This window comes from Massilia sp. Masssp94, from assembly GCF_059491305.1.
In genome coordinates this window covers 6,113,419-6,134,439 of record NZ_CP168501.1, presented here as the reverse complement: position 1 = coordinate 6,134,439, position 21,021 = coordinate 6,113,419, and the positions used below count along the sequence as shown (strand labels likewise).

The 21,021-nt window shown below is 68.8% G+C and carries 19 protein-coding genes and 1 pseudogene; 10 read left to right on the top strand and 10 right to left on the bottom strand.

Annotated features, from left to right (window positions below; genetic code table 11):
- The first annotated feature begins 80 nt into the window (after positions 1-80).
- Both ACEN9G_RS27000 and ACEN9G_RS26995 read left to right on the top strand, forming a co-directional pair.
- Entirely contained in the window at positions 81-467 is a 387-nt protein-coding gene (locus ACEN9G_RS27000; protein WP_413343579.1) for a DUF2382 domain-containing protein, read from the top strand.
- Positions 468-487: 20 nt separating this feature from the next.
- The gene (locus tag ACEN9G_RS26995; RefSeq protein WP_413343577.1) at positions 488-1,654 is read left to right on the top strand and encodes a DUF2382 domain-containing protein; all 1,167 of its coding nucleotides are present in this window, start codon (positions 488-490) and stop codon (positions 1,652-1,654) included.
- 43 nt (positions 1,655-1,697) lie between these two features.
- On the opposite strand, the gene ACEN9G_RS26990 is transcribed toward ACEN9G_RS26995, so the two are convergent.
- Both ACEN9G_RS26990 and ACEN9G_RS26985 read right to left on the bottom strand, forming a co-directional pair.
- Positions 1,698-2,618: an NAD(P)/FAD-dependent oxidoreductase gene (locus ACEN9G_RS26990; RefSeq protein WP_483127258.1), complete on the bottom strand. Its 921-nt coding sequence runs from the start codon at positions 2,616-2,618 to the stop codon at positions 1,698-1,700.
- The gene (locus ACEN9G_RS26985) at positions 2,599-3,054 is read right to left on the bottom strand and encodes an Rrf2 family transcriptional regulator (RefSeq protein ID WP_413346544.1); all 456 of its coding nucleotides are present in this window, start codon (positions 3,052-3,054) and stop codon (positions 2,599-2,601) included. The genes ACEN9G_RS26990 and ACEN9G_RS26985 overlap by 20 nt, the downstream gene beginning before the upstream one ends.
- 61 nt (positions 3,055-3,115) lie before the next feature.
- Here ACEN9G_RS26985 and ACEN9G_RS26980 point away from each other — a divergent pair, with 61 nt between their 5' ends.
- Positions 3,116-4,435: a GMC family oxidoreductase N-terminal domain-containing protein gene (locus ACEN9G_RS26980; protein WP_483127257.1), complete on the top strand. Its 1,320-nt coding sequence runs from the start codon at positions 3,116-3,118 to the stop codon at positions 4,433-4,435.
- Here ACEN9G_RS26980 and ACEN9G_RS26975 read toward each other — a convergent pair.
- On the bottom strand, positions 4,401-6,575 hold the full coding sequence (locus ACEN9G_RS26975; protein ID WP_483127256.1) for a glycoside hydrolase family 3 C-terminal domain-containing protein: 2,175 nt from the start codon (positions 6,573-6,575) through the stop codon (positions 4,401-4,403). The two genes, ACEN9G_RS26980 and ACEN9G_RS26975, sit on opposite strands and share 35 nt — an antisense overlap.
- Before the next feature lie 167 nt (positions 6,576-6,742).
- Here ACEN9G_RS26975 and ACEN9G_RS26970 point away from each other — a divergent pair, with 167 nt between their 5' ends.
- Positions 6,743-8,218 carry a tryptophan halogenase family protein gene (locus tag ACEN9G_RS26970; protein ID WP_413344809.1) on the top strand — a complete coding sequence of 492 codons (1,476 nt, stop codon included), beginning with the start codon at positions 6,743-6,745 and terminating at the stop codon, positions 8,216-8,218.
- Here ACEN9G_RS26970 and ACEN9G_RS26965 read toward each other — a convergent pair.
- On the bottom strand, positions 8,215-8,850 hold the full coding sequence (locus ACEN9G_RS26965) for a TetR/AcrR family transcriptional regulator (RefSeq protein WP_483127751.1): 636 nt from the start codon (positions 8,848-8,850) through the stop codon (positions 8,215-8,217). The two genes, ACEN9G_RS26970 and ACEN9G_RS26965, sit on opposite strands and share 4 nt — an antisense overlap.
- Before the next feature lie 83 nt (positions 8,851-8,933).
- On the opposite strand from ACEN9G_RS26965, the gene ACEN9G_RS26960 reads away from it, so the two are divergent.
- The 4 genes and pseudogenes from ACEN9G_RS26960 (at position 8,934) to ACEN9G_RS26945 (ending at position 12,616) form a co-directional block, all read left to right on the top strand.
- A complete protein-coding gene (locus tag ACEN9G_RS26960; protein WP_413339931.1) occupies positions 8,934-9,596 on the top strand; it encodes an O-methyltransferase in 663 nt (220 codons plus the stop codon).
- Between the two features lie 234 nt (positions 9,597-9,830).
- Positions 9,831-11,153, top strand: a pseudogene (locus ACEN9G_RS26955) (NCS2 family permease); the annotation flags it as partial.
- Between the two features lie 191 nt (positions 11,154-11,344).
- The gene (locus tag ACEN9G_RS26950) at positions 11,345-11,752 is read left to right on the top strand and encodes a hypothetical protein (RefSeq protein WP_371769226.1); all 408 of its coding nucleotides are present in this window, start codon (positions 11,345-11,347) and stop codon (positions 11,750-11,752) included.
- 45 nt (positions 11,753-11,797) lie between these two features.
- Complete coding sequence (locus ACEN9G_RS26945; RefSeq protein WP_413339929.1) at positions 11,798-12,616, top strand: metallophosphoesterase; 819 nt, start codon at positions 11,798-11,800, stop codon at positions 12,614-12,616.
- A 1-nt stretch (position 12,617) separates the two neighbouring features.
- Here ACEN9G_RS26945 and ACEN9G_RS26940 read toward each other — a convergent pair whose 3' ends face one another.
- The 3 genes from ACEN9G_RS26940 to ACEN9G_RS26930 are packed head-to-tail and all read right to left on the bottom strand — an operon-like array spanning position 12,618 to position 16,438.
- On the bottom strand, positions 12,618-14,024 hold the full coding sequence (locus tag ACEN9G_RS26940; RefSeq protein WP_413339928.1) for a glycoside hydrolase family 88/105 protein: 1,407 nt from the start codon (positions 14,022-14,024) through the stop codon (positions 12,618-12,620).
- A gap of 12 nt (positions 14,025-14,036) precedes the next feature.
- Positions 14,037-14,720: a DUF6250 domain-containing protein gene (locus ACEN9G_RS26935; protein WP_483127255.1), complete on the bottom strand. Its 684-nt coding sequence runs from the start codon at positions 14,718-14,720 to the stop codon at positions 14,037-14,039.
- A complete protein-coding gene (locus ACEN9G_RS26930) occupies positions 14,717-16,438 on the bottom strand; it encodes a rhamnogalacturonan acetylesterase (RefSeq protein WP_483127254.1) in 1,722 nt (573 codons plus the stop codon). The genes ACEN9G_RS26935 and ACEN9G_RS26930 overlap by 4 nt, the downstream gene beginning before the upstream one ends.
- A 117-nt stretch (positions 16,439-16,555) precedes the next feature.
- Between ACEN9G_RS26930 and ACEN9G_RS26925 the strand changes: the two genes are divergently transcribed.
- The gene (locus ACEN9G_RS26925; protein ID WP_413339923.1) at positions 16,556-17,884 is read left to right on the top strand and encodes a TolB-like translocation protein; all 1,329 of its coding nucleotides are present in this window, start codon (positions 16,556-16,558) and stop codon (positions 17,882-17,884) included.
- Here the strand turns inward: ACEN9G_RS26925 and ACEN9G_RS26920 are convergent.
- A complete protein-coding gene (locus ACEN9G_RS26920; RefSeq protein ID WP_413339921.1) occupies positions 17,881-18,513 on the bottom strand; it encodes a 3-keto-disaccharide hydrolase in 633 nt (210 codons plus the stop codon). The genes ACEN9G_RS26925 and ACEN9G_RS26920 overlap by 4 nt on opposite strands.
- 46 nt (positions 18,514-18,559) lie before the next feature.
- Here ACEN9G_RS26920 and ACEN9G_RS26915 point away from each other — a divergent pair, with 46 nt between their 5' ends.
- Complete coding sequence (locus tag ACEN9G_RS26915) at positions 18,560-19,480, top strand: alpha/beta hydrolase (protein ID WP_483127253.1); 921 nt, start codon at positions 18,560-18,562, stop codon at positions 19,478-19,480.
- An 8-nt stretch (positions 19,481-19,488) separates the two neighbouring features.
- On the opposite strand, the gene rhaM is transcribed toward ACEN9G_RS26915, so the two are convergent.
- Both rhaM and ACEN9G_RS26905 read right to left on the bottom strand, forming a co-directional pair.
- Positions 19,489-19,806 (bottom strand): L-rhamnose mutarotase, encoded by a 318-nt coding sequence (rhaM, locus tag ACEN9G_RS26910; RefSeq protein ID WP_413339917.1) that lies wholly within the window; start codon positions 19,804-19,806, stop codon positions 19,489-19,491.
- Entirely contained in the window at positions 19,803-21,005 is a 1,203-nt protein-coding gene (locus ACEN9G_RS26905; RefSeq protein ID WP_413339915.1) for a glycoside hydrolase family 88/105 protein, read from the bottom strand. The genes rhaM and ACEN9G_RS26905 overlap by 4 nt, the downstream gene beginning before the upstream one ends.
- Between the last annotated feature and the right edge of the window lie 16 nt (positions 21,006-21,021).

Below are 21,021 nucleotides of genomic sequence, written 5' to 3'. Positions count from 1 at the left end.
CGGTCGCTCCAGTGTCGTGAACCCGGAGGCGGACCGTGTCCCTTGACTCATCAAAACCCGATCAGGAAAAACAGGAGCTCTTGCGGGTTCCCGTGGTCCATGAGGAGGCGTGGGTCGAGAAACGGATCGTCGACACGGGTCGCGGCGTACGCATCCACAAGACTGTCGCCGAGACCCCTTGCCGGATCGACGAGCGCCTGCTGCGCGACGACGTCGAGGTCCACCATGTGCCGGTGGACCGCATCGTCCCGCTCGACCAGGCGCCCGCGACCCGCTACGAAGGGGAAACGCTCGTGGTACCGATTCTCGAGGAAGTGCTGGTCGTCGAACGGCGGCTGCGCATCAAGGAAGAGCTCCACATCACGCGCACCCGCCGCGAAGAACACCACGTCGACACGGTCATGCTCAAGTCCGAGCAGGTCAGCGTCGAGCGCTTCGACGAGCACGGCGACACTTCACCCACGTGACATTCACCGGAGGACGCATCATGCAACATACTCTCGTAGCGGTGTTCGACAACCGCAGCGATGCCCAGAACGCGATGGACGAACTGCTGGCATCGGGCTTCACCCGCGACAACGTCTATGTCTCCAGCGCCGACCTGTCCGGCACCACGACGACGGCCGGCACGACGCTCGGCGCGACCCACGAGGAAGGCGTGGGCGCCTCGATCAAGCACTTCTTCGACAACCTGTTCGGCTCGGACCACGACGAACATGCGACCCGCTATTCCACTGCGGTCGCCGGCGGCCAGCACGTGCTGACCCTGACCACGTCGTCGGAGCCGGAAGTGGAACGCGCCGCCGACGTGATCGAACGCTTCGGCCCCATCGACATCGACGAGCGCCACGACCTGGCGGGCAACGCCGCATCGCTGGGCACGAGCGCCTACCAGCCGCAGACGTCGCCGTCGCTGGCCGCCGGCTCGATGCAGGCGGGGACGCAGACGGGCAACCTGTCGGGCAGCCTCTCGGATTCGACCGTGCGTTCGGACTCGCTGCAGCGCGAGACGGCCGTCGACCAGACCACCGGCAAAGCCGCGATCCCGGTCGTGCAGGAAGAAGTCCGGGTCGGCAAGCGCCAGGTCGAACGGGGCGGCGTGCGCGTCTTCTCGCGCATGGTCGAGACGCCCGTGAACGAAACGGTGTCGCTGCGCGAGGAACACGTCAGCGTGGAACGCCGTCCGGTCGACCAGCCGATCAACCCGGCCGACGTCGCCGCGCTCAAGGACCAGACGATCGAACTGCGCGAAACGGCCGAGGAAGCCGTCGTGCAGAAATCCGCGCGCGTGGTCGAGGAAGTCGTCGTCGGCAAGGAAGTCAGCCAGCGCCAGCAAAACATCCAGGACACGGTGCGCCACACGGAAGTCGAGGTACAGCCGCTGCAGGGCAGCGCGCCCGACGACGACACCTATTACCGCAACGACTGGCAGACGAATTACGCCAGCCTGGGCGGCACGTACGACGACTACGCGCCGGCCTACCGCTACGGCGACGAGATGCGGCGCGACGCCCGCTACCAGGGCCGCAACTGGGACGACGTGGAATCCGACCTGCGCAGCGACTGGGATACCCGCTACGGCAGCAGCGGCTCGTCCACGTGGGAACGCATGAAGGCGGCCGTGCGGTCGGGCTGGAACCGCATGACGTCGTAAGGCGTCAAGGGCGCGTCAAGGGCGCGGCAAGGCATGCCGCGCGTCACGCCAGGACGGCCAGCTCCGGAATCAGGGAACGGTGCGCCGCGATGCCCGCCAGCGCGCCGTCCGCGACCGCGAGCGCCACGTTGCCGGCGGGCCGCGCCATGTCGCCGCAACAGAACACGCCCGGCACGCTGCTCGCTTTCTGCGCGTCGGTCGCGACGTACGGTCCCAGCGGACCGGTTTCCAGCACGCAGCCCAGCTGCTCGGCCAGCGGGCTGGCGATGTGCGTGCGGGTCGCGACGAACAGTCCCGCCAGCCGCAGCCGGCGTCCGTCCCGCAGCACCACGTCGGCCCGGCCCTCGATGCGTGCGACCGGCGTGCGCTCGACGGCCACGCCGCGCCGGGCCAATGCCGCCAGCTGATCCGGCTGCGGTTCGAACGCGCCGTTCAGCAGCAGGGTGACCTGGCCCCAGTCGGGCAGCATCAGCGCCTGGTGCAGCGACGCCTCGCCCGCCGCGAGCACGCCGATGGCGCCTTCATCCAGTTCGTAGCCATGGCAGTACGGGCAGTGGAAGACGCTCGTGCCCCAGCGTTCCTCCAGGCCGTCCACGGCCGGCAACGTGTCGGCGACGCCGGTGGCGAGGATCAGCCGGCGGCCCCGCACCGTGCCGCCATCCGGCAGCGCGACGTCGAAACCGGCGCCGGCGCTGCAAGCCGCCACCGCCGTCTCGTTCGCCCACGCGACCGTGGGATATGCGCGCAACTGGGCGCGGGCCTGCGCGGCGATGGCCGCCGCTTCCGTGCCGTCCTGCGTGAGGAAGCCGTGCGAGCGGTCGGCATGGCGGTTGCGGCGCCGGCCGCCGTCGATGACCAGCACGCGCCGGCGCGCCCGCGCAAGCTGCGTGGCCGCCGACAGGCCGGCATAGCTGCCGCCCACGACGATCACGTCGAATTCGGACTCATTCGGATGGGTGTGCATGATGTGCTCCTCCTTGGGGATACTGCGCGTTGAAGCGCTCGGACAGTTCCGCCAGCGTGACCTGCGCGAAGCGCGCGAGCAGCAACGCCTCGGCTTCCGCGAGCGCATCGCCGAGCGACTGGTTGACGACCTGTTCCACGAGACAGCCGGGCTGCTCGACGCGATTGCCGATCGCGAACACGGTCGGCGCGCCCACCGCGTCGTACACGTCGCGCAGCGTGACCCGGTGCAGGTCGGCGGTCACGGCCCAGCCGCCGCCATGTCCCTTCTCCGACGCGACGTAGCCCCGTTCGCGCAGGCCGGCCAGCGTGCGCCGCACGAGCACGGGATTCGTGTGCAGGAAGCCCGCCAGCTCTTCCGACGTCAGCGGACGGTCGCTGTGGGCCATGTGCAGCAGCAGGTGCAGGATCGAGGAAAGTTTGCTGTCGGTTCTCATGTAACTTATGATAGTACATAACGGGCCGGCGTGCATGACGGCGTGCACGCTACAATGCCGGATGTCTTCGAACTCCCCTTCTTTCGACGCCATCGTGGCCGGCACCGGCCCCGGCGGCGCCAGCGTCGCACGCGAGCTCGCGCGGGCCGGTGTCCGCGTGCTGATGCTGGAAACTGGCGGCGCGGCGCCGCTCGCGGGCACCTTGACGCAGATGGCCGGCATGGCCGCCGTGCCCGGCAAGGGGGCGTTCCTGCACCGCGACCTGTCGCTGCTCGTGCGCGCGCTGACGACCGGCGGCACGTCGACCATCAATTTCGCCACCGCCGCGCCGCCGCCCGCCGCCATGTTCGCCAGGCACGGCATCGACCTCGCCCCGGCGCTGGCCGCCTGGCGCGCGGAACTGCCGATGGCGCCGCTGCCGGACGATCTGGTCGGCCCGATGGCCGCACGCATCGCCGCGGGCGCCCGCGCGCAAGGGCTCGCGTGGCGCAAGCTGGACAAGATGATCCGCCCGGCCGCGTGCCGCACCGGATGCTGGCGCTGCGTCTACGGCTGCCCGTTCGGGGCGAAGTGGTCGGCCCGTGAACTGGTCGACGACGCCTGCACGCGCGGCGCGCGGCTCGTCACCCACGCGCACGTCACGCGGGTGCTGGTGGAAGATGGCCGCGCCGTGGGCGTCGAAGCGAACGTCGGCGGGCGGACGGAGACGTTCCGCGCCGGCCTCGTCGTGCTGGCCGCGGGCGGCATCGGCAGCCCGCGCATCCTGCGCGCGTCCGGCTTGCTGAGTGGTCCCGCGCCGTTCTTCAGCGACCCCGTCGTGGCCGTGATGGGCACGGTGGACGGCATCGAGGGCGGCGGCGCCGAGGTGCCGATGGCGGCCGGGCATTACGACCCGGAGGCCGGGATCAGCCTGGCCGACCTCACGCTGCCCCGCCCCATGTACCAGGCGTTCGCGGCGCAGGCGGGCCGGGTCGACCGGTTATTGGCACACGACCGCACGTTGACGATCATGGTCAAGATCCGCGACGAGATCAAAGGCAATGTCGGCCCGCGCTGGGTCGACAAGACGCTGGCGCCGGAAGACCGGCGCCGCTTCGATGCCGGCATCGCGCAGGCGCGCGGCATCCTGGAAGCCAGCGGCGCGCATCACATCTTTGCCAGCCACCATTTCGCCGCGCATCCGGGCGGCACGGTGCCCATCGGCCAGGCGCTGGACGCGGACCTCGCGACGCCGACGCCGGGCCTGTACGTGTGCGACGCGTCCGTCATCCCCGAACCGTGGGGCCTGCCGCCCACCCTGACCCTGCTGTGCCTGGGCTGGCGGCTCGGCCGTCACCTGGCGCGGGTCAGCGCTTCACGGGCAGCGTCGTCGTCAGCCTGATGTCGGCCGACGACTCGCCCACCATCAGCGTCACGGGCACGGGCTCGACCTCGAACCGGCCCGCCTGCGTGTTCCAGTACGCGAGGCGCTGCGCCGCGAGCGGGATGCGCACCGTGCGCGTCTCGCCCGGCTTCACGTTCACGCGCCGGAAGCCGACCAGCGCCTGGCGCGGCCGCTCGACCTGCGACTTCGGCCACGCGGCGTACAGCTCGACGACGCTGTCTCCCGCCACCTTGCCCGTATTGGTCACGTCCACGTCGACGTCGACCGTGCCGCCGGAAGCCAGCGCCGGCGCGCTCGTGCGCAGCTTCCCATATTTGAACGTCGTATAAGACAGGCCGTGCCCGAACGGGAACAGCGGCTGGCCCTTGAAGTACATGTAGGTGCGGCCGTGGCGGATGTCGTAGTCCATCATCGGCGGCAGCTGCGATTCCGCCGCCGGCCACGTCGCCACGAGCTTGCCGCCGGGGTTGTAGTCGCCGAACAGCACCTGCGCGAGCGCCGTGCCCTGGTCCTGCGACGCATGCGCCATCTGCACGATCGCGGGCACGTGCTCCTTCGCCCAGCCGATCGTGTACGGGAAGCTCGATACGAGCACCATCACCGTGCGCGGATTCGCCGCCAGCACCTGTTTTACCAGGCCTTCCTGCGCGAGCGCCAGCGTCTCGCGGTCGCGCCCCTCGCGGCCGTCGCCCGGGTCGGCGCACGGCTTCGTGCCGGCGTCGGTCCACTCGTGCGCCATGTTCGGGCCGCAGGTCGGGTCGTTGCCGACGACGACGATGGCCACGTCCGCGTCGCGCGCCGCCTTCACGGCCGCGTCGTTCGCATTGTCGGCGGCATAGTTCACCTTCACGCCCGGTCCCACGGCCGCCTTGATGCCGGCCAGCGCCGTCACCGTGTACGGCGCGGTTCCGCCATACCAGTCCCAGTGCACGCTGTCCGCATGCGGTCCGATCACGGCGATCCGCTTGATGCGCGACTTCGCGAGCGGCAGCGCGCGGCCGTCGTTCTTCATCAGGACGATGGATTCCAGCGCCATCTTCAACGACACGGCCTTGTGCGCCGCGCTGTCCCACGGCGCCGGGCCGTCCTTGATCGCGGCATACGGATTGCCGGCCGGCGGGTCGATCAGGCCCAGCTTGATCGTCGTGCGGAACTTGCGCGCGAGCGCCTCATCGAGATCGGCCACCGTGATGGCCCCCTCCTTCAGCGCCGCGCGCAGCTCGTCCTGGTATTTGTCGAGGTACTGGTTGATGCCGGCTTTCAGGCCCGCGACAGCCGCCGCCTTCTGGTCCGGATACCGTTTATACAGTTTCACCAGGTTGCCGATGGCGCCGCCGTCGCTCGAAATCACGTCCGCGTTCCACTTCCCGATCACGAGGCTGCGCAGCACGGGGTGCACGCCCATCGGCGTGCCGTTCCACGCGTTGTACGACGCCATCAGGGCGCGCGCGCCGCCGTCCTCGAACGCCATGCGGAACGGCGCCGCATAGTATTCGTGGAACAGGCGGTCGTCGAAATCGGACGTCGAGTTGCCGCGCCCGTTCTCGTTGCTGTTGGCGAGGAAGTGCTTGAGGAGTGCCGCGCCGCGCCAGTATTTTGGATCGTCGCCCTGGATGCCGCGCGTGAACGCGGTCGCCATCGTCCCGACGAGGAACGCGTCCTCGCCGTAGACTTCCTCGCTGCGGCCCCAGCGCGGGTCGCGCGCGAGGTCGGCCTGCGGGCCCCATTGCATCAGCATCGGGTGCTTGTACTGCGCGCTCTGCGTGATGTAGCGGGCTTCCGTCGACTGCACGGCGCCGGCCTGGCGCACGAGCTCCGGGTCCCAGCTCGCGCCCATGCCCGGCGGCTGCGGGAATTGCGTCGTCGGGATCGGCTGGCGCTGGCGCTTCGATTCGCCCCGCTGCACGAGGCCGTGGATGCCTTCCGTGCTGCCGAAGCTGGGAATGCCGAGGCGCGCGACGCCGGAATCGGTCGACAGCGCGGCGATCTTTTCGTCGGGCGTCATCAGCGCCAGGATGTTGGCGATGCGTTGTTGCGGGGCCAGGTTCGGATCCTGGAACGGGTACGGCGCCGCGTGGGCGGTGCCGGCGCACAGCGCGGCGGCGAGGGCCACGGCGCGGAGGATGTTCGTCTGCATGCTGTCTCCTTGTGTAAACGTTTTTTGTTAGCGCGAACATCCAAATCATACCCCGGAATGAAACCGTTTTCACAACACTCGGCCACAAGTTCCTGTCCGGCGCCAAAAGTTCCTTGCACACCGTAAAGACATCAGTACAATCAGTGTGCATACAAACAGGAGACAGCATGACTTATGAACGCATCGTGGTCCTCGGCGGCGGCACGGCCGGCTGGATGGCCGCGACGGCCCTCGCGACGGGCCTGAAGGGCACGACGGTGGAACTGGTGGAATCGGAGGACATCGGCACGGTCGGCGTCGGCGAGGCGACGTTCCCGTCGATCCGCAACTACCACCAGATCCTCGGCATTCCCGAAGCGGACTTCCTGCGCGCGACGAACGGCACGTACAAGCTGGGCATCCGGTTCCGCGACTGGCGCGTCAAGGGCGAGGACTATTACCACACGTTCGGCGACTTCGGCATGCTGAACGGCCCCGAGTCGCTGTGGGGCCAGTACCGCCGGCACCCGCGCGCCAACCTGCCCGCGTTCGGCGAGCAATGCCTGCCGACCGTGATGGCGATGAACGACCGCTTCTGCGCGCCCGGCAAGGACGCCGCGAATTTCAACTACGCCTACCACTTCGACGCGAACCTGTATGCCCGCTTCCTGCGCGACATCGCCCTGAAGCGCGGCGTGCGCCGCACCGAGGGCAAGGTCGTCGACGTGGCGCGCCGGCCGGACGGCGGCATCGCGTCGCTGAAGCTGGACGACGACCGCGTCGTCAAGGGCGATCTGTTCATCGACTGTTCCGGATTCGCCTCGCTGCTGCTGGGCCGCACGCTGGGCGAACCGTTCGTCGACTTCTCGCACTGGCTGCCCGTGGACCGGGCCTGGGCCGTGCCGTCCGCCAGCGTGGGCGACAACCTGACGCCGTACACGCGCGCGACGGCGCTGGACGCAGGCTGGGCGTGGCGCATTCCCCTGCAGGACCGCACGGGCAACGGCCACGTGTTCTCGTCCCGCTTCATCGACGAAGAAAAGGCCCGCGACCAGCTGCTGCAGCAGCTCGACGGCGAGGCACTGGCGGAGCCGCGCCTGCTGCGCTTCACGACGGGGCACCGCGCCAGATTCTGGTCGCACAACGTCGTCGGCATCGGCCTCGCGACGGGCTTCCTGGAACCGCTCGAATCGACCAGCATCTACCTCGTGCAGGTGGGCGTCGGCCGTTTGATGACCCTCCTGCAGCGGGGCAGCCCCGTCGCGCCGGACCTCGTCGACGCGTACAACACGGGCCTCACGCGCCAGTTCGAACGCATCCGCGACTTCATCCTGATGCACTACTGCCTGACCGCGCGCCGCGACACGCCGTTCTGGCAAGCCATGGCGGCCACGGAGCTGCCGGAGACGCTGGCCTACAAGCTGCACGCATGGCGCGAAACGGGCGTGCTGCACCAGTACGACGAGGAAGGCTTCGACGGCCACAGCTGGCTCGCGATCCACGCGGGCATGCAGAACTGGCCGGCGCGCAGCGATCCGACCCTGAAGCTGATTCCGGAGGAACAGTCGCTCGAATGGGTGCGCGAGCGCGCGACCCAGCTCGCGGCGGCTGTCGCGACGGTGCCGGCGCATCACGAGTACCTGGCCAAGGTGCTGGGTCGCTAACGGTCCGCGCCCAAGCGTTCCAACCACGCGCACAGCATGTCCGCCAGTGCATCCGCATAGGCCGCGATCTCGCCGGGCGCGCGCGGCCGCTCCGAAAACTGCTTGCCGACCGCGGACAGCGTATCGGTGAGCAGATCGGCCGCCAGCGCCCGCGTGGCGCCCGGCGCCCCCGGCAGCGCCTCTGCCAGGAACGTCCGCACGGCCTCCTCCCCCGACTGCCGCACCGCGCGCGCCTCGGGCGCATCGCGGTACAGCGGCGCCGCATCGTTCAGCGCCACGCGCATCGCCGCCTCCTCGCATTCCGACCGCACGAACGCGTGCACCAGTGACCGCAACCGGTCCAGCGGCGGCCGCGCCGTGTCCGCGAGGATGGCGGACAACATGGCCGTCGTGCGGCGCCATTCGTCGCTCTGCAGGCGGAACAGGATCGCCGCCTTGTTCGGGAAGTACTGGTACAGCGACCCGACGCTGACGCCCGCCTTTTCCGCCACGCGCGACGTCGTGAAGCGCTGCGCCCCTTCCGCCGCCAGAACCTGAACAGCCGCCTCCAGCACGGCCGCCACGAGCTCATTGGATCGGGCCTGTTTCGGTGCCTTGCGCGAGGCGATCTGGGGGCGGCGGCGTTCGGTCATCGGGGGCTCCGGGAATGCGAATAGAAAACCTGAAGGATTATTCGCATAATAACCGGACCTACTCACCACCACAAGGAACCACGATGACTACCCTTGCCACCGACCCCGTCGCCCCGCTGCTGGCGCGCCTGTTCGCCGAGACCGATGCCGAATCGCCGCTGGCCGCCTGCCGCGACCTGCCGGAAGCGGAACTGCAACGCCTCATGCGCAGCAAGACGGATTACCGCGACCTGTACGGCCGCCTGAAGGACCTCGCCCTGCCCGTCTCGCGCGGCACCGGCGTCCTGCTCTACATGCTGGCCCGCTCGAGCCGGGCCCGGACCATCGTCGAATTCGGCACGTCGTTCGGCATCTCGACCATCCACCTGGCCGCCGCGCTGCGCGACAATGGCGGCGGTCGCCTGATCACCAGCGAATTCGAGCCGGCGAAAGTCGAGCGGGCGCGCGCCAACCTGGCTGCCGCGGGCCTGCTCGACCTCGTCGAGATCCGCGCGGGCGACGCCCTGCAGACGCTGGCCGGCGACCTGCCGGATGACATCGATCTCGTCCTGCTGGACGGCGCCAAGGCGCTCTATCCCGACGTGCTCGCGCTGCTGGAACCGCATCTGCGCCCGGGCGCGGCGATCGTCGCGGACAATGCGGACCACTGCCCGGACTACCTCGCCCGCATGCGCGCGCCGGCGTCCGGTTACCTGTCGATGCCGTTCGCGGACGACGTCGAACTGTCCGTGCGGACCGCCCGATAACGCGATCGCGGCAAACGCAATACGCCGACGCGTATAGTGCCTATGCATAGGATGCATGGTTCGCCGCGCGCCTTCGGCCCTAAGCTTCTCTACTCATAACGATGAGACAACCCGGTGCCGCGTCCAAGCAATGCGCGCCGGGACCGATAACATAGAGGAGCAGCAGCCATGTCACAGCCTCAACTCCAGCGCGTCGAACGCGCGGAGACTTTCACGTCCCCACCTGCCGCCACCGGCAAAATCGACGAGTACTTCCAGATCTCGGCGCGCGGCAGCACCCAGCGCACGGAGGTGGTGGCCGGCGTCACCACCTTCCTCGCGATGGTGTATTCCGTGTTCGTCGTGCCGGGCATGCTGGGCCAGGCCGGCTTCGACGTCAGCGCGGTGTACGTGGCCGTGTGCCTGACCGCGGCCTTCGGTTCGTTGTTGATGGGCTTCTGGGCGCGGCTGCCGATCGCCGTCGGCTGCGCGATCTCGCTGACCGCCTTCACCGCGTTCGGCCTCGTGCTGGGCAAGGGCCTGACGCCGGCGATCGCGCTGGGCGCCGTGTTCCTGATGGGCCTCATCTTCACGGCGATCTCCATCACGGGCCTGCGCTCGTGGATCCTGCAGAATCTCCCGTCCGGCGTCGCGCACGGCACGGGCGTCGGCATCGGCCTGTTCCTGCTGATGATCGCGTCCAGCGAAGTCGGCCTCGTCGTCAAGAACGCGGGCGCGGGCCTGCCCGTCGCGCTGGGCCAGATCACCTCCTTCCCGGTCCTGATGAGCATCCTGGGCCTGGCCGCCATCTTCGGCCTGGAACAGCGCAAGGTCCCGGGCGGCATCCTGCTCGTCGTAATCGCGATTTCCGCCCTCGGCCTGGCCTTCGATCCGAAAGTGCACTTCACCGGCATCTTCTCGTGGCCGCAACTGAGCAGCCCGGGCCACGCGTCGCTGATCGGCGCGATGGACGTCAAGGGCGCGCTCAGCATGGCCGTGCTGCCCAGCGTGCTGGCCCTCGTGATGACCGCCGTGTTCGACGCCACCGGCACCATCCGCGCCGTCGCCGGCCAGGCCGGCCAGGTCGATGCGCGCGGCTACATCCATAACGGCGGCAAGGCCCTGACGGCCGATTCGGTCAGCTCCCTGTTCTCGAGCCTCGTGGGCGGCGCACCGGCAGCGGCCTATATCGAATCGGGTGTCGGCACCGCGGCCGGCGCGCGCACCGGCCTCACCGCCGTCGTCGTCGGCATGCTGTTCCTCGGCCTGATCTTCTTCTCGCCGCTGGCCGGCCTGGTGCCGTCGTATGCCACCGCACCGGCGCTGATGTACGTCGGCCTGCTGATGCTGAGCAGCGTGGCGCACATGAACATGGACGACAAGCTCGATGCGCTGGCCGGCCTCGTATGCGCCGTGTTCATCCTCCTCTCCTGCAACATCGTCACCGGCATCATGCTGGGCTTCTGCACCCTCGTGATCGGCCGCGTGCTGGCCGGCGAATGGCGCAAGCTGAACTTCGGCACCGTCAGCATCGCCCTCGCGCTGGCCGCGTTCTACGCGGGCGGCTGGGCCATCTGATCCTCTCTCCCGGCGACCGTCCCTCCCCATCCGCGGGATGCGGACGGTTGCCGCGCGGTCAACCGCGGCAGGCCTTTCTCCGTTCTCTCCATGTGATCCTCGAGGCGCCCGAAACCGGCCCAGCCGTATCGTACGCCGCATTTTTACGAAATTGTGTAATCTAAGTGACAACTTCTTACTAGGAGAACATTATGAAAGCCACTACCATTTCGAGCATCATGCTTGCTGTCGCCGTGCTGGTCACGGGTTGCCACAAGGCCGAGGACAAGAACGGCATGGGTCCGGCCCAGGAAGCCGGCAAGGCCATCGACGACGCGGGCGCCAAGGCTGCCGCCGAGTCGAAGGAAGCCGCGGCCAACGCCAACGCCGCTGCCCAGCAGGCCGGCGAGAATGCGAAGGAAGCGGCCCACGAGGCCAACCAGAACGTCAAGGAAGCGGCCGACCGCGCCGGCGACAAGATGCAGCAGGCCGGCGCCGAAGTGCGCCAGGAATCGCACGAAGCCGCGCAGAACGTGAAGGAAGGCGCGAAGGACGCGACGGCCGCCACGGGCCGCGGCCTGGAACGCGCCGGCGAGAAACTGCAGCAGGCCGGCAAGTAACGCATCGAACCGGGGTCCGTTCGCGAAGACAGGTATACTTGCTGGATGCGTATCCAGCTCTTCTCCGACCTTCACCTCGAACGCGACCCCGGGTTCCAGCCGACCATCTTCGCCGACACGGACGTCGTCGTGCTCGCCGGCGACATCGGTTCCTACCAGGCCCGCTCGCGCCTGGACACCGACGACTTCGGCCTCGGTCGCTTCGCCCCGGCCACGACGGGCGCCGCGGCGCGCGTCCTGTACGTTCCCGGCAACCACGAATTCGACGGCCTCGATTTCGACGCCACGCTGGCGCGCCTGCGCGCGACCTGTGCCGCGCTGGACATCACGTGGCTCGACCGCGCGATCGTCACCCTCGGCGACGTCCGCTTCATCGGCACGACGCTGTGGGCCGACTTCGACGCCCTGGCGGTCTCCGAGACCGACATCGGGCGCCAGCTCAAGCAGCGCGAAAAGGCATTCCGCGCCGCGAACTACTACCTCTCCGGGAACACGACGCTCGTGGATGGCGTGCCGCTGCTGGCGGAGGGCCAGCGGGAACTGTCGTTCGGCTGCCAGGCCTGGCTGCGCAACGCACTGGCCACGCCGTTCCACGGCACCACGATCGCCGTCACGCACTACGCCCCGACCCTGCGCAGCGCCGATCCGCGCTACGGCATCTCGCCCGGCACGGCAGGCTTTTGCAATGCGCTGGACGACCTGCTGCCGTTCGCGGACGTGTGGATGCACGGCCACCTCCATTGCGCGAACGACTACGTGGTCGAAGGCACGGGCTGGCGCTGCCGCGTGGTCGCGAATCCGCTCGGGTATGCGAACAAGGGCGAGCAGGCCGCGTTCCGGGAAGATCTGATCATCGAAGTCTGAGTCAGCGCACGCCCTGGTACATCAACCCACTGTCGTTCAGCCCGAACCTGAACTTGCGGTTCATCGCGATGATCTCGGCGCCGGCCAGCAACGTGGGCCCGTACCCGTGCGCCGCCTTCACGCTCGTCGGCCGGTACGCATAGAACGCGGGATCGAACGCCATGCCCGTGCCCACGCAGATGCCTTCGATCTGCCCGTTCGGCTGCACCTTGCTCGCGACGGCGTTCCACGCGAGGTTCGCCATCGGTCCGTAGGCCTGCGCGTCGACATAGCCGCGGTTGACGGCGCGTGCGATGGCGTAGGCGTAGATCGCGGTGGCGGACGTTTCCTGGTACGTGTCGCTGCGATCGATGAGCTGGTGCCAGAAGCCGTCCTTCGTCTGGTAGCTGGCGAGCCCCTTGACGTGCGCGCGCAGCTGTTCCAGTACGGCCTTGTAGTCCTTGTGCGTCTTCGGCAGGACTTCCAGCACCTCGACCATCGCCATCGCGGCCCAGCCGTTCGCGCGCGCCCAGTGCATCTCCGGGTGGTCGCGCAAGCCTTCCACATAGCCGTGCATGTAGATGCCGAGGTTCTTGTTGAACATGCGCTTCGAGAATTGCAGCACCTGGCGCGCCGCGTCGTCGTAGTAACGCGCATCGCCCGTCGCCTTGCCGAGGTACGCGATCGTGGGCACGCCCATGAACATGTCGTCCAGCCACAGCGTATCCGGCAGCGGGCGCATTTTCACGCCGCCGCGGCCGTCCGGACCGCCGCGCGCCAGCGTGCCGTCCTTCAGCCGGTATTCCTTCTTCGTGACGAAGTCGCCGCAGATCGGGATCATCTGCGAATAGTCCACCGGCGACCCCTCGAGCTTCGCCTTCAGAAAGCTCTGGCACAGCGCACCGGCATCGTCCAGCGCGTGCGGGTTCAGGAAGCTCTTGATGGGCGCGGCGGCATGCTCGCGGTCGGCCTGGACGAGCGGCAGATAGGTCTTCGTCAGCCGCGCCAGCAGTTCGTGGCGCTTGAGCGCGTAATCCGTGTAGCGGCGGTCGCCCGTGGCGGCGCCGGCGGCCAGCATGCCCGTGTAGGTGACGCCCCATTCATAGCTCGTCAGCCGGAAGTCGCCCGGCTTCAGCACGGCGTTCGCGTTCGGCGTGGACAGGTCCGCGATGGGCACGCCCGTGCGCTGGTCGATCACCGCGGCCGGCGTGACCTTGTCCAGGTAGTCGAACACGCGGTCCAGCACGGCCTTGACCTCGGCCGCGTCCATCGCGCGATAAGGCGTCGGGTAGTGCACGTCCAGCGCGTGCAGCATGGCGTCGGCCGGGGCCGGGCCTTGTTCCTGCGGGGCCGGCGCCTGCTGGGCTGACGCGTGCAGCGCGCAGGCGGCCAGCACCCCTGCCACGCAGGGCTTCAAACGGTTCTTCAAGCATGTCTCCTGTCAGTCGAGTCGTTGTATTTTCAGGTCGTCCACCGCCTGGCGCGACCACGTCGTGCGCAGCCCGAACCGGCCGGACGTCAATGGATGCGGGTCGCGATACGTGAACCACGTATTGCCGTCCACGCGCACGCGCGTGCAGCCCTCGTAGACCGCGATCTCGATGCGGTAGTCGCGGTTCGCCTCCAGCAGATGCGCGCCGTCCGTGTAGTCGGCGACCAGTTCACGGCGGCCCCCGCCATAGCGGCGCAGGCGCGTCGTCGTGTTGCGGTTGCCGCCGATGCCCACGTAGTACAGCGACAGGTCGTCGTAGTCCTCGAACTTGCCGCTGCGCGTAAAGAGGTCGGCGCGCCTCGGATCGCGCGCCATCCAGAACACGTTCAGGTCGGACAGGCGGTCGTTCTTCCCGCCGTCGACGATCACGCGGCGCGTGAAACTGATCAGCACATTGCCATACAGCGGCCGATCGAGCCACACGGTGGCGCCGCCGTCGACGTCCATCACGAGCCGCCCATCGCGGCTCTCGACGACGTTGCCCGGCTTGCGCGCATACTCGGCCACCCAGCCGCTGAGCGGCTTGCTGAAATCGTCCTGGAACAACACCGCGCCGGGCCGGCCCCACGCGGCGCAGTCGTCGGCCTGGGCGGATCCGCACAGGGCCACCGCCAGGATCAGTGCGGACCTCATTGCGCGGCCAGCGCGCGGTCGGCGAAATAAGCGCCCAGCGGATTGCCCGGCAGCGCCTTCAGGCCGGCGACGACGCGCTCCGCGTTGAATTCGGCGCCCGCCGCATTCGTGTGCGTGCGCGCATCGGCGAACAGCGTGTTCACCTTGTCCGCGCCGATCCGCCTGTAGCCGTCCGCCACGAGCAGCGTGAGGTCCATGAACAGCGCGCCGCTGGCCTCGGCCACCTGGCGGTCCCAGTCGGCGAACGTCGCGAAGTCGCGGCCTTCCTGCCAGCGGTCGCGATGGGGCACGGGCGACACGAGGACCACGGTGGCGCCCTTCGCCTTCGCATCGGCGACGTAACGCGCCATGTACCAGCCGAAGCTGTGCACCTGTTCCTTCGCGCCGTCCGGACGCGTGTCCTCGACGGTCTCCGGACCGGTGCCCGGCGCCGACGCGCGGTTCTTCATCGCCGGGTCGCCGATGCGGCCCCCGTCGTTGTGGCCGAACTGGATCAGCACGACGTCGCCGCGCTTCAACTGGTCGCGCACCTTGTCCCAGCGCCCTTCCGTGTAATACGTGCGGCTGCTGCGGCCGCCGATCGCGGCATTCACCACGTTGATCCTGCGGGCATCGAAATACGGTGCGATGCGCTCGCCCCAACCGATGGCGCCGTTCACGCCGCCGCTCTTCACCGTCGAATCGCCGACGAGGTACAGGGTCGGCAGGCTGGCATCGCGCGGTGCCTCGTCGCGCACCGCGCGCGCGTCGACGACGGGGCGGTCATCCTCGCGCACGGGCGGCTGCGGATTCACGGGTGCCTGGGGCTTCAGCCACGCGGCGATGCGCGGGTCGCCCAACGCCTTCATGCCTTCCACGGCGACTTGCGCATTCAGGACCGCGCCCGCCCAGTTGGTGTGCGTGTGCTCGTCCGGCGTCGTCTGCGGAAACAGCTGCACGACGGCGTCATGGCCCAAGCCATCGTAGCGGCGCGCGATGCCCTCGTTCAGGTCGATGAAGCCGACGCCTTCCGCCTTTGCCACCGCCGCGGCCCAGCCGCCGTACGTGTCGCGGTCGCGCTTCGCGTGGCCGGCCGCGTCCCACTGCTTGTGCGGGATCGGCGAGCAGATGATGGGCGTCGCGCCCCTGGCGCGAATGTCGGCCACGAACCGGCGCAGGTACCAGCCGTAGGTGTGCACGGTCTCGTGCTTGTGGGTGAGCAGGTTGTCGATCTCCTCGGTCTCGTCGCCGATGCCGCGAATCGTGCCGCGTGCGCGGCTCGTGTCGTTGACGGCGCCGGCGTCATTGTGACCGAACTGCATGACGACGATGTCGCCCCGCTTGACGAAAGCCAGCGTGCGCTCCCAGTGGCCGCTCGTGATGTAGGTGCGGCTCGAGAGTCCGCCGACGGCGCGGTTGACGACGTTGACCCTGGCCGGATCGAACCAGGCGGCGACCGGATTGCCCCATCCCCACTGGCCGGCCGCGCCCTTGCCCTGGCCGTCGTCGCGGCCGTTGCGGACCGTAGAATCGCCGATCAGGACCAGCGACGGCAGCGCGGGATTCGCGGGCTCCGGCAGCGTGACCTGGGCGCGGGCCGGGTCGGTATTGACGGCCGCCGGCAGCGGTTGCGCGTGGACGCTCGCACAGGCGAGCAGGATGAGCGGGGCGTGGAGCAATCGGCGCAGGGTAGAAAGCAGCGGCATGGCGGGATTCGGGTTCGTTGTTCTGCGTTGCATTCTATGCTCGCGCCGGCCGTCGTCAAAACGGGGCCGCCGAAAGAATCAGGAAAATGATCGGTTGTGCGCGGCCGCCGCTGCAACAATGATCGGATTCCAAAAACAAGGAGACTGCCCATGCGCATACTGACCGTATTGACGTTGTGCTGCACACTGCTCGCATCCCTCGACGCCCGCGCCGCCATCGGCCAGCGCTTCCCGTCCGAACGCAAGGAAGTCGTCGATCCCGTCACCGGCACCCGCCTGACCTTCCTCACGAGCCGCCCGCATGGCGATTCCAAGATCTACCAGACGCACCCGCAGTGGACCGCGGACGGCCAGTGGCTGATCTTCCGTTCGCACCTGGCCGGCAACGAGGCGATGGCCGTCAACGAAAAGACCGGCGACATCGTGCAGGTCACGGAAGGCGGCTACGAGGGCATGCTGAACGCGGCCCGCAAATCGATGAAGCTGTATTTCCTGCGCCGCGCGGGCGACGACCGGCAAGTCGTCGAGGTCGACCTCGCGCGCGTATTCGCGGACAGCGCGGCCGCCCGCATGCGCGACGCGGCCAGCTACCAGCGCGTGGCCGCGACCCTGCCGGCCTCGATGGAAGCCTATGGCGACACGGCGCTGGACGCCGACGAGGAGTGGCTGTACGTCCGCGTCGGCCCGCACGAGGCGGCGCGCCACCTGGCGCCGGGCACGAAGCTGGAGCCGGCGTTCGGCCCGCGCAAGATGGGCGCCGGCCCGGCCGGCATCGCGCGCGTGAACGTGCGTACGGGCGAGGTGCGCCATGTCGTGTCGGTGCCGTTCCAGGTGGGCCACATCCAGGCGAATCTGTGGAATCCGGGCGAGATCGTGTTCTGCTGGGAGACGGGCGGCAAGTCGCCGCAGCGCACGTGGACCGTGCAGGCGGATGGCAGCGGCCTGCGCCCGCTGTATCCGGAAGCGCCGTACGAATGGGTGACGCACGAAGCGGTGATCGGCAAGGACGAAGTGGCCCTCGCCATCATGGGCCACCGCGCGATCCCCGGCGCGGCCGCAGCAGTGGACGCGCCGGCCACCGACGTCGGCGGTGCGAATCCCGGCCAGGACGACGGCTGGGGCCGGACGGGCACGCGCGAAAAACCGACCGGCCTCGCCATCGTCAACCTGCGCACGCGCCAGATGCAGATCGTCGGCCAGACGCCGTCCGGCAGCGGCTTCTGGCACGTGCACGGGTCCAGCGACGGCCGCTTCGCCGTCGGCGACGATTTCAGCCGCAGCCTGTACCTGATCGACCGCGCGTCGCACGAAATGAAGCTGCTGACGACGGGCCACAAGACGACGGCCGCCGACCACCCTCACCCGACGTTCAGCCCGGACGGCACGCGCATCGAGATCCAGTCCGCGATGCTGTCGGCGGATGGCCGCACGCTGAACATCTGCATCGTGCCGGTGCCGGAATCATGGCTCAAGCGTTAAAGCCGTTCCACGCGCAGGTTGCGCAGCTCGTACGGCGTGCCTTCGAGCTGGAAGCCGATGCGGCCCGTCGCCGGCTGCGCGATCGTGACGGCGTTCTGCGCGACGCCGTTGATCGTCACGTCGATGCAGCCGCCGCGCACCAGCACGTCCATGCTGTTCCACTCGCCGGGCGCACGCTCGCTGTCCGCCGCGACATGCGCCTTGATCGGCGGGTAGGCGCCCGGCGCCGTCGTCAGCGGTTCGTTGAACGTCGCACCCGCCATCGGCAACAGGTCGCCGGCGGCGCCATGCTTGGTCTGCACCTGGATGCTGTAGGGCCAGACGCCGTCCTTCGGCCCGGACGCCACGTGCAGCAGCACGCCGCCGTTGCCCGGCTTGCCGGTCCAGCGCCATTCCACGTGCAGGCGATAATCGGTGTACGTATCGCGCGTGGCGATGAAGCCGGACGGCTTGCCCGCCACCGCGATGACGCCGTCGGCGCGCGGCTGCCAGACGGCGTCCAGCGCGGCGGCCGGCGTCGTCACGATGTCCAAGGCGCCGAGCGGACCATCGACGCGCGCCGGCGTCGACGCACACCCCAGCAAACCCGCGCACAGTAGTGCGCCGCCCAACCATCCAAGTTTTACCATGTCAGGACCTCAAATGAATCGTTCGAATGAAACCAGGAGACGCACTTTGAAACTCGTTGCCGGTGCCGTGCTCGCCGGAGCCGTCGATGCCGCCTTCGCCGCGCCGCAAATTCCCGCTACGGCCACGATCCCGCTGTGGCCCGAAGGCATGCCGGATGCGAAGCCCGGCCTCGGTCCGGAACACGTCGACGACGGCCGCGTGTCCAACGTGAGCGAGCCGACGTTGACCGTGTACGGCCCCGCCGTCGACCGCCCGAACGGCACCGCCGTCATCATCTGCCCTGGCGGCGGCTACGTGCGCCTGTCCACGGCGCGCGAAGGCGAGCAGTACGCGGCATGGCTCGGCACCCTCGGCATCACGAGCTTCGTGCTCAAGTATCGCATGCAGGAGTTCGGCCACCCGGCGCCTCTGCGCGACGTGCTGCGCGCCGTCCGCCTCGTGCGGTCCCAGGCGGCACGGTACCACATCCGCCCGGACCGCATCGGCGTGATGGGCAGCTCCGCGGGCGGCCACCTGGCGGCCAGCGCGGGCACGCTGTACGACCACCCGCTGGGCCGCACCGGCGCGGACCTGGACAAGGTCAGCGCGCGTCCCGACTTCCTCGTGCTGATGTACCCCGTGATCACGATGGACGGCCCGGCCGTGCATGCCGGCTCGCGCAAGGCGCTGCTGGGTGCCGACCCGTCCCCGGCCGACGTGCGGCTGATGTCGGTCGAACGGCAGGTCACGGCCGCCACACCGCCGACGCTCCTGATCCACACGCAGGAAGACCAGACGGTGCCGGTCGAGAACAGCATCCTGTTCTACCAGGCGCTGACGCGGGCGAAGGTGCCGGCCGAAATGTATCTGTTCGAGCATGGGTCGCACGGGATGGGAATGCGGACGGGGCTCGGGACGGCGTCGGCGTGGCCGAAACGGGCGGAGGAATGGCTCAAGGCGCGGGGCCTGCTCGACCCCGCGAAGTAGGCAATCCGTCACGGCAGGTGGAAGACCTGCCGCAGCGGCCACTCCTTCGGCCGGTTCCCCGGCTCGACCTCCATCAGCGGCGCCATGGCATCCCACCAGCGCCGCATGACGGGATGCTCCGGCAGCGCGGCGACCGTGTGCCCGTCGCGCAGCTTCAGCACCGCGAACAGCTGCAGCGACGCCTCGTCGAGGAAGATCGAATAATCGTGGATGCCGGACGCGCGCAGCAGGTCCGCCAGCTCCGGCCAGATGTCGTCGTGGCGCCGCTTGTACTCGTCGACGTTCCCCGGCTTCAGCCGCATGACGAAGGCCCTGGTCTCGCTCATCGCACGCCTCCCTGCGCCATGCGCTTCAGTTCCGCGGCCGCCAGCATGAAGCCGCCGACGCCATAGTCGTAGCTGGACGAAGGACGATAAAACGCCGGCTCGGCGCCCGTCTGCTGGATATTGCCGACGCGGCCGTCCGCGTACACGTTCTTCAGGATGCCGGCCCAGGCCTTCGCGATCACGGGCCGGTACTTCGCGCCGTCGAGCAGGCCGTGATTCACGCCATACGCCATGCCGTACACGAACAGCGCGGAGCCCGAGATCTCCGGCAGCGGGTATGTCTTCGGATCGAGCAGGCCCGCGTGCCACAGGCCATCCGCGCCCTGCAGCGACGCGAGCTTTTCCGACATCTCGCGCAGCTGCTGCACATAGAAGCCGCGCTGCGGATCGTCCGCCGGCACGTAGTCCAGCACGCGCGCCAGGCCGCCCATCACCCAGCCTTCGCCGCGCGACCAGAAGATCTTCCTGCCGTTCGCCTCGCGCTTGTCCTTGTAGCTGGCGTCGCGCGCGTACAGATGCTCGTCCTTGTCGTACAGGAGATCGTACGTGCGCTTCCAGTTCAGGTGCATGTAGTCGAGATATTTACGTTCGCCCGTCGCCTTGTACATCTTCGCCCACACGGGCGGCGCCATGAACAGCGCGTCGCACCACCACCACGGGATGCGCGGATCGTTCGGCTTGAGCGTCGCCAGGGGCAGCAGGTCGTCCATCTCGGCCTTCGTCAGGCGCAGCATGCCCGGGTTCTTCTCCTGGAAGTACAGGTCGAGGTAGGTCTGCGCGATCGACAGGTCGTCCGCGTTCGGCAGGCGGTCGCGCACCTGGAAGTCGAAATGGCGCGCCATCGCGAGCATCGCGTCGCGGTATCTGGTATCGCCGGTCGCCTCGGACGCCGCCATGAAGCCGGTGTACATCACGCTCTCCGTCCAGATGCGCGAGAAATACGGCTGCGAGCGCGCGAGCTGCCAGTCCGCGACCTTGCGCAAGGCCTTGTCGATGGCAGCGGGCGTGAGTTCGGGCGACAAGTCCGTCGCGAGCGGGCCCGCAGCGGCCGGCGCGTCGCCGAAATGGCGGCTGATGTCCTTGTCGATGATGGCCTGCATGGCGGGCGTCGGTTGCGGGTAGCCGGTCGTCTGCGCAAACGCCGGCAGCGCCAGCGCGACGCTCGCGGCCAGCATCGTGAATCGTCGGGTCGTCGTCATGTTGTTCTCCTGTCGT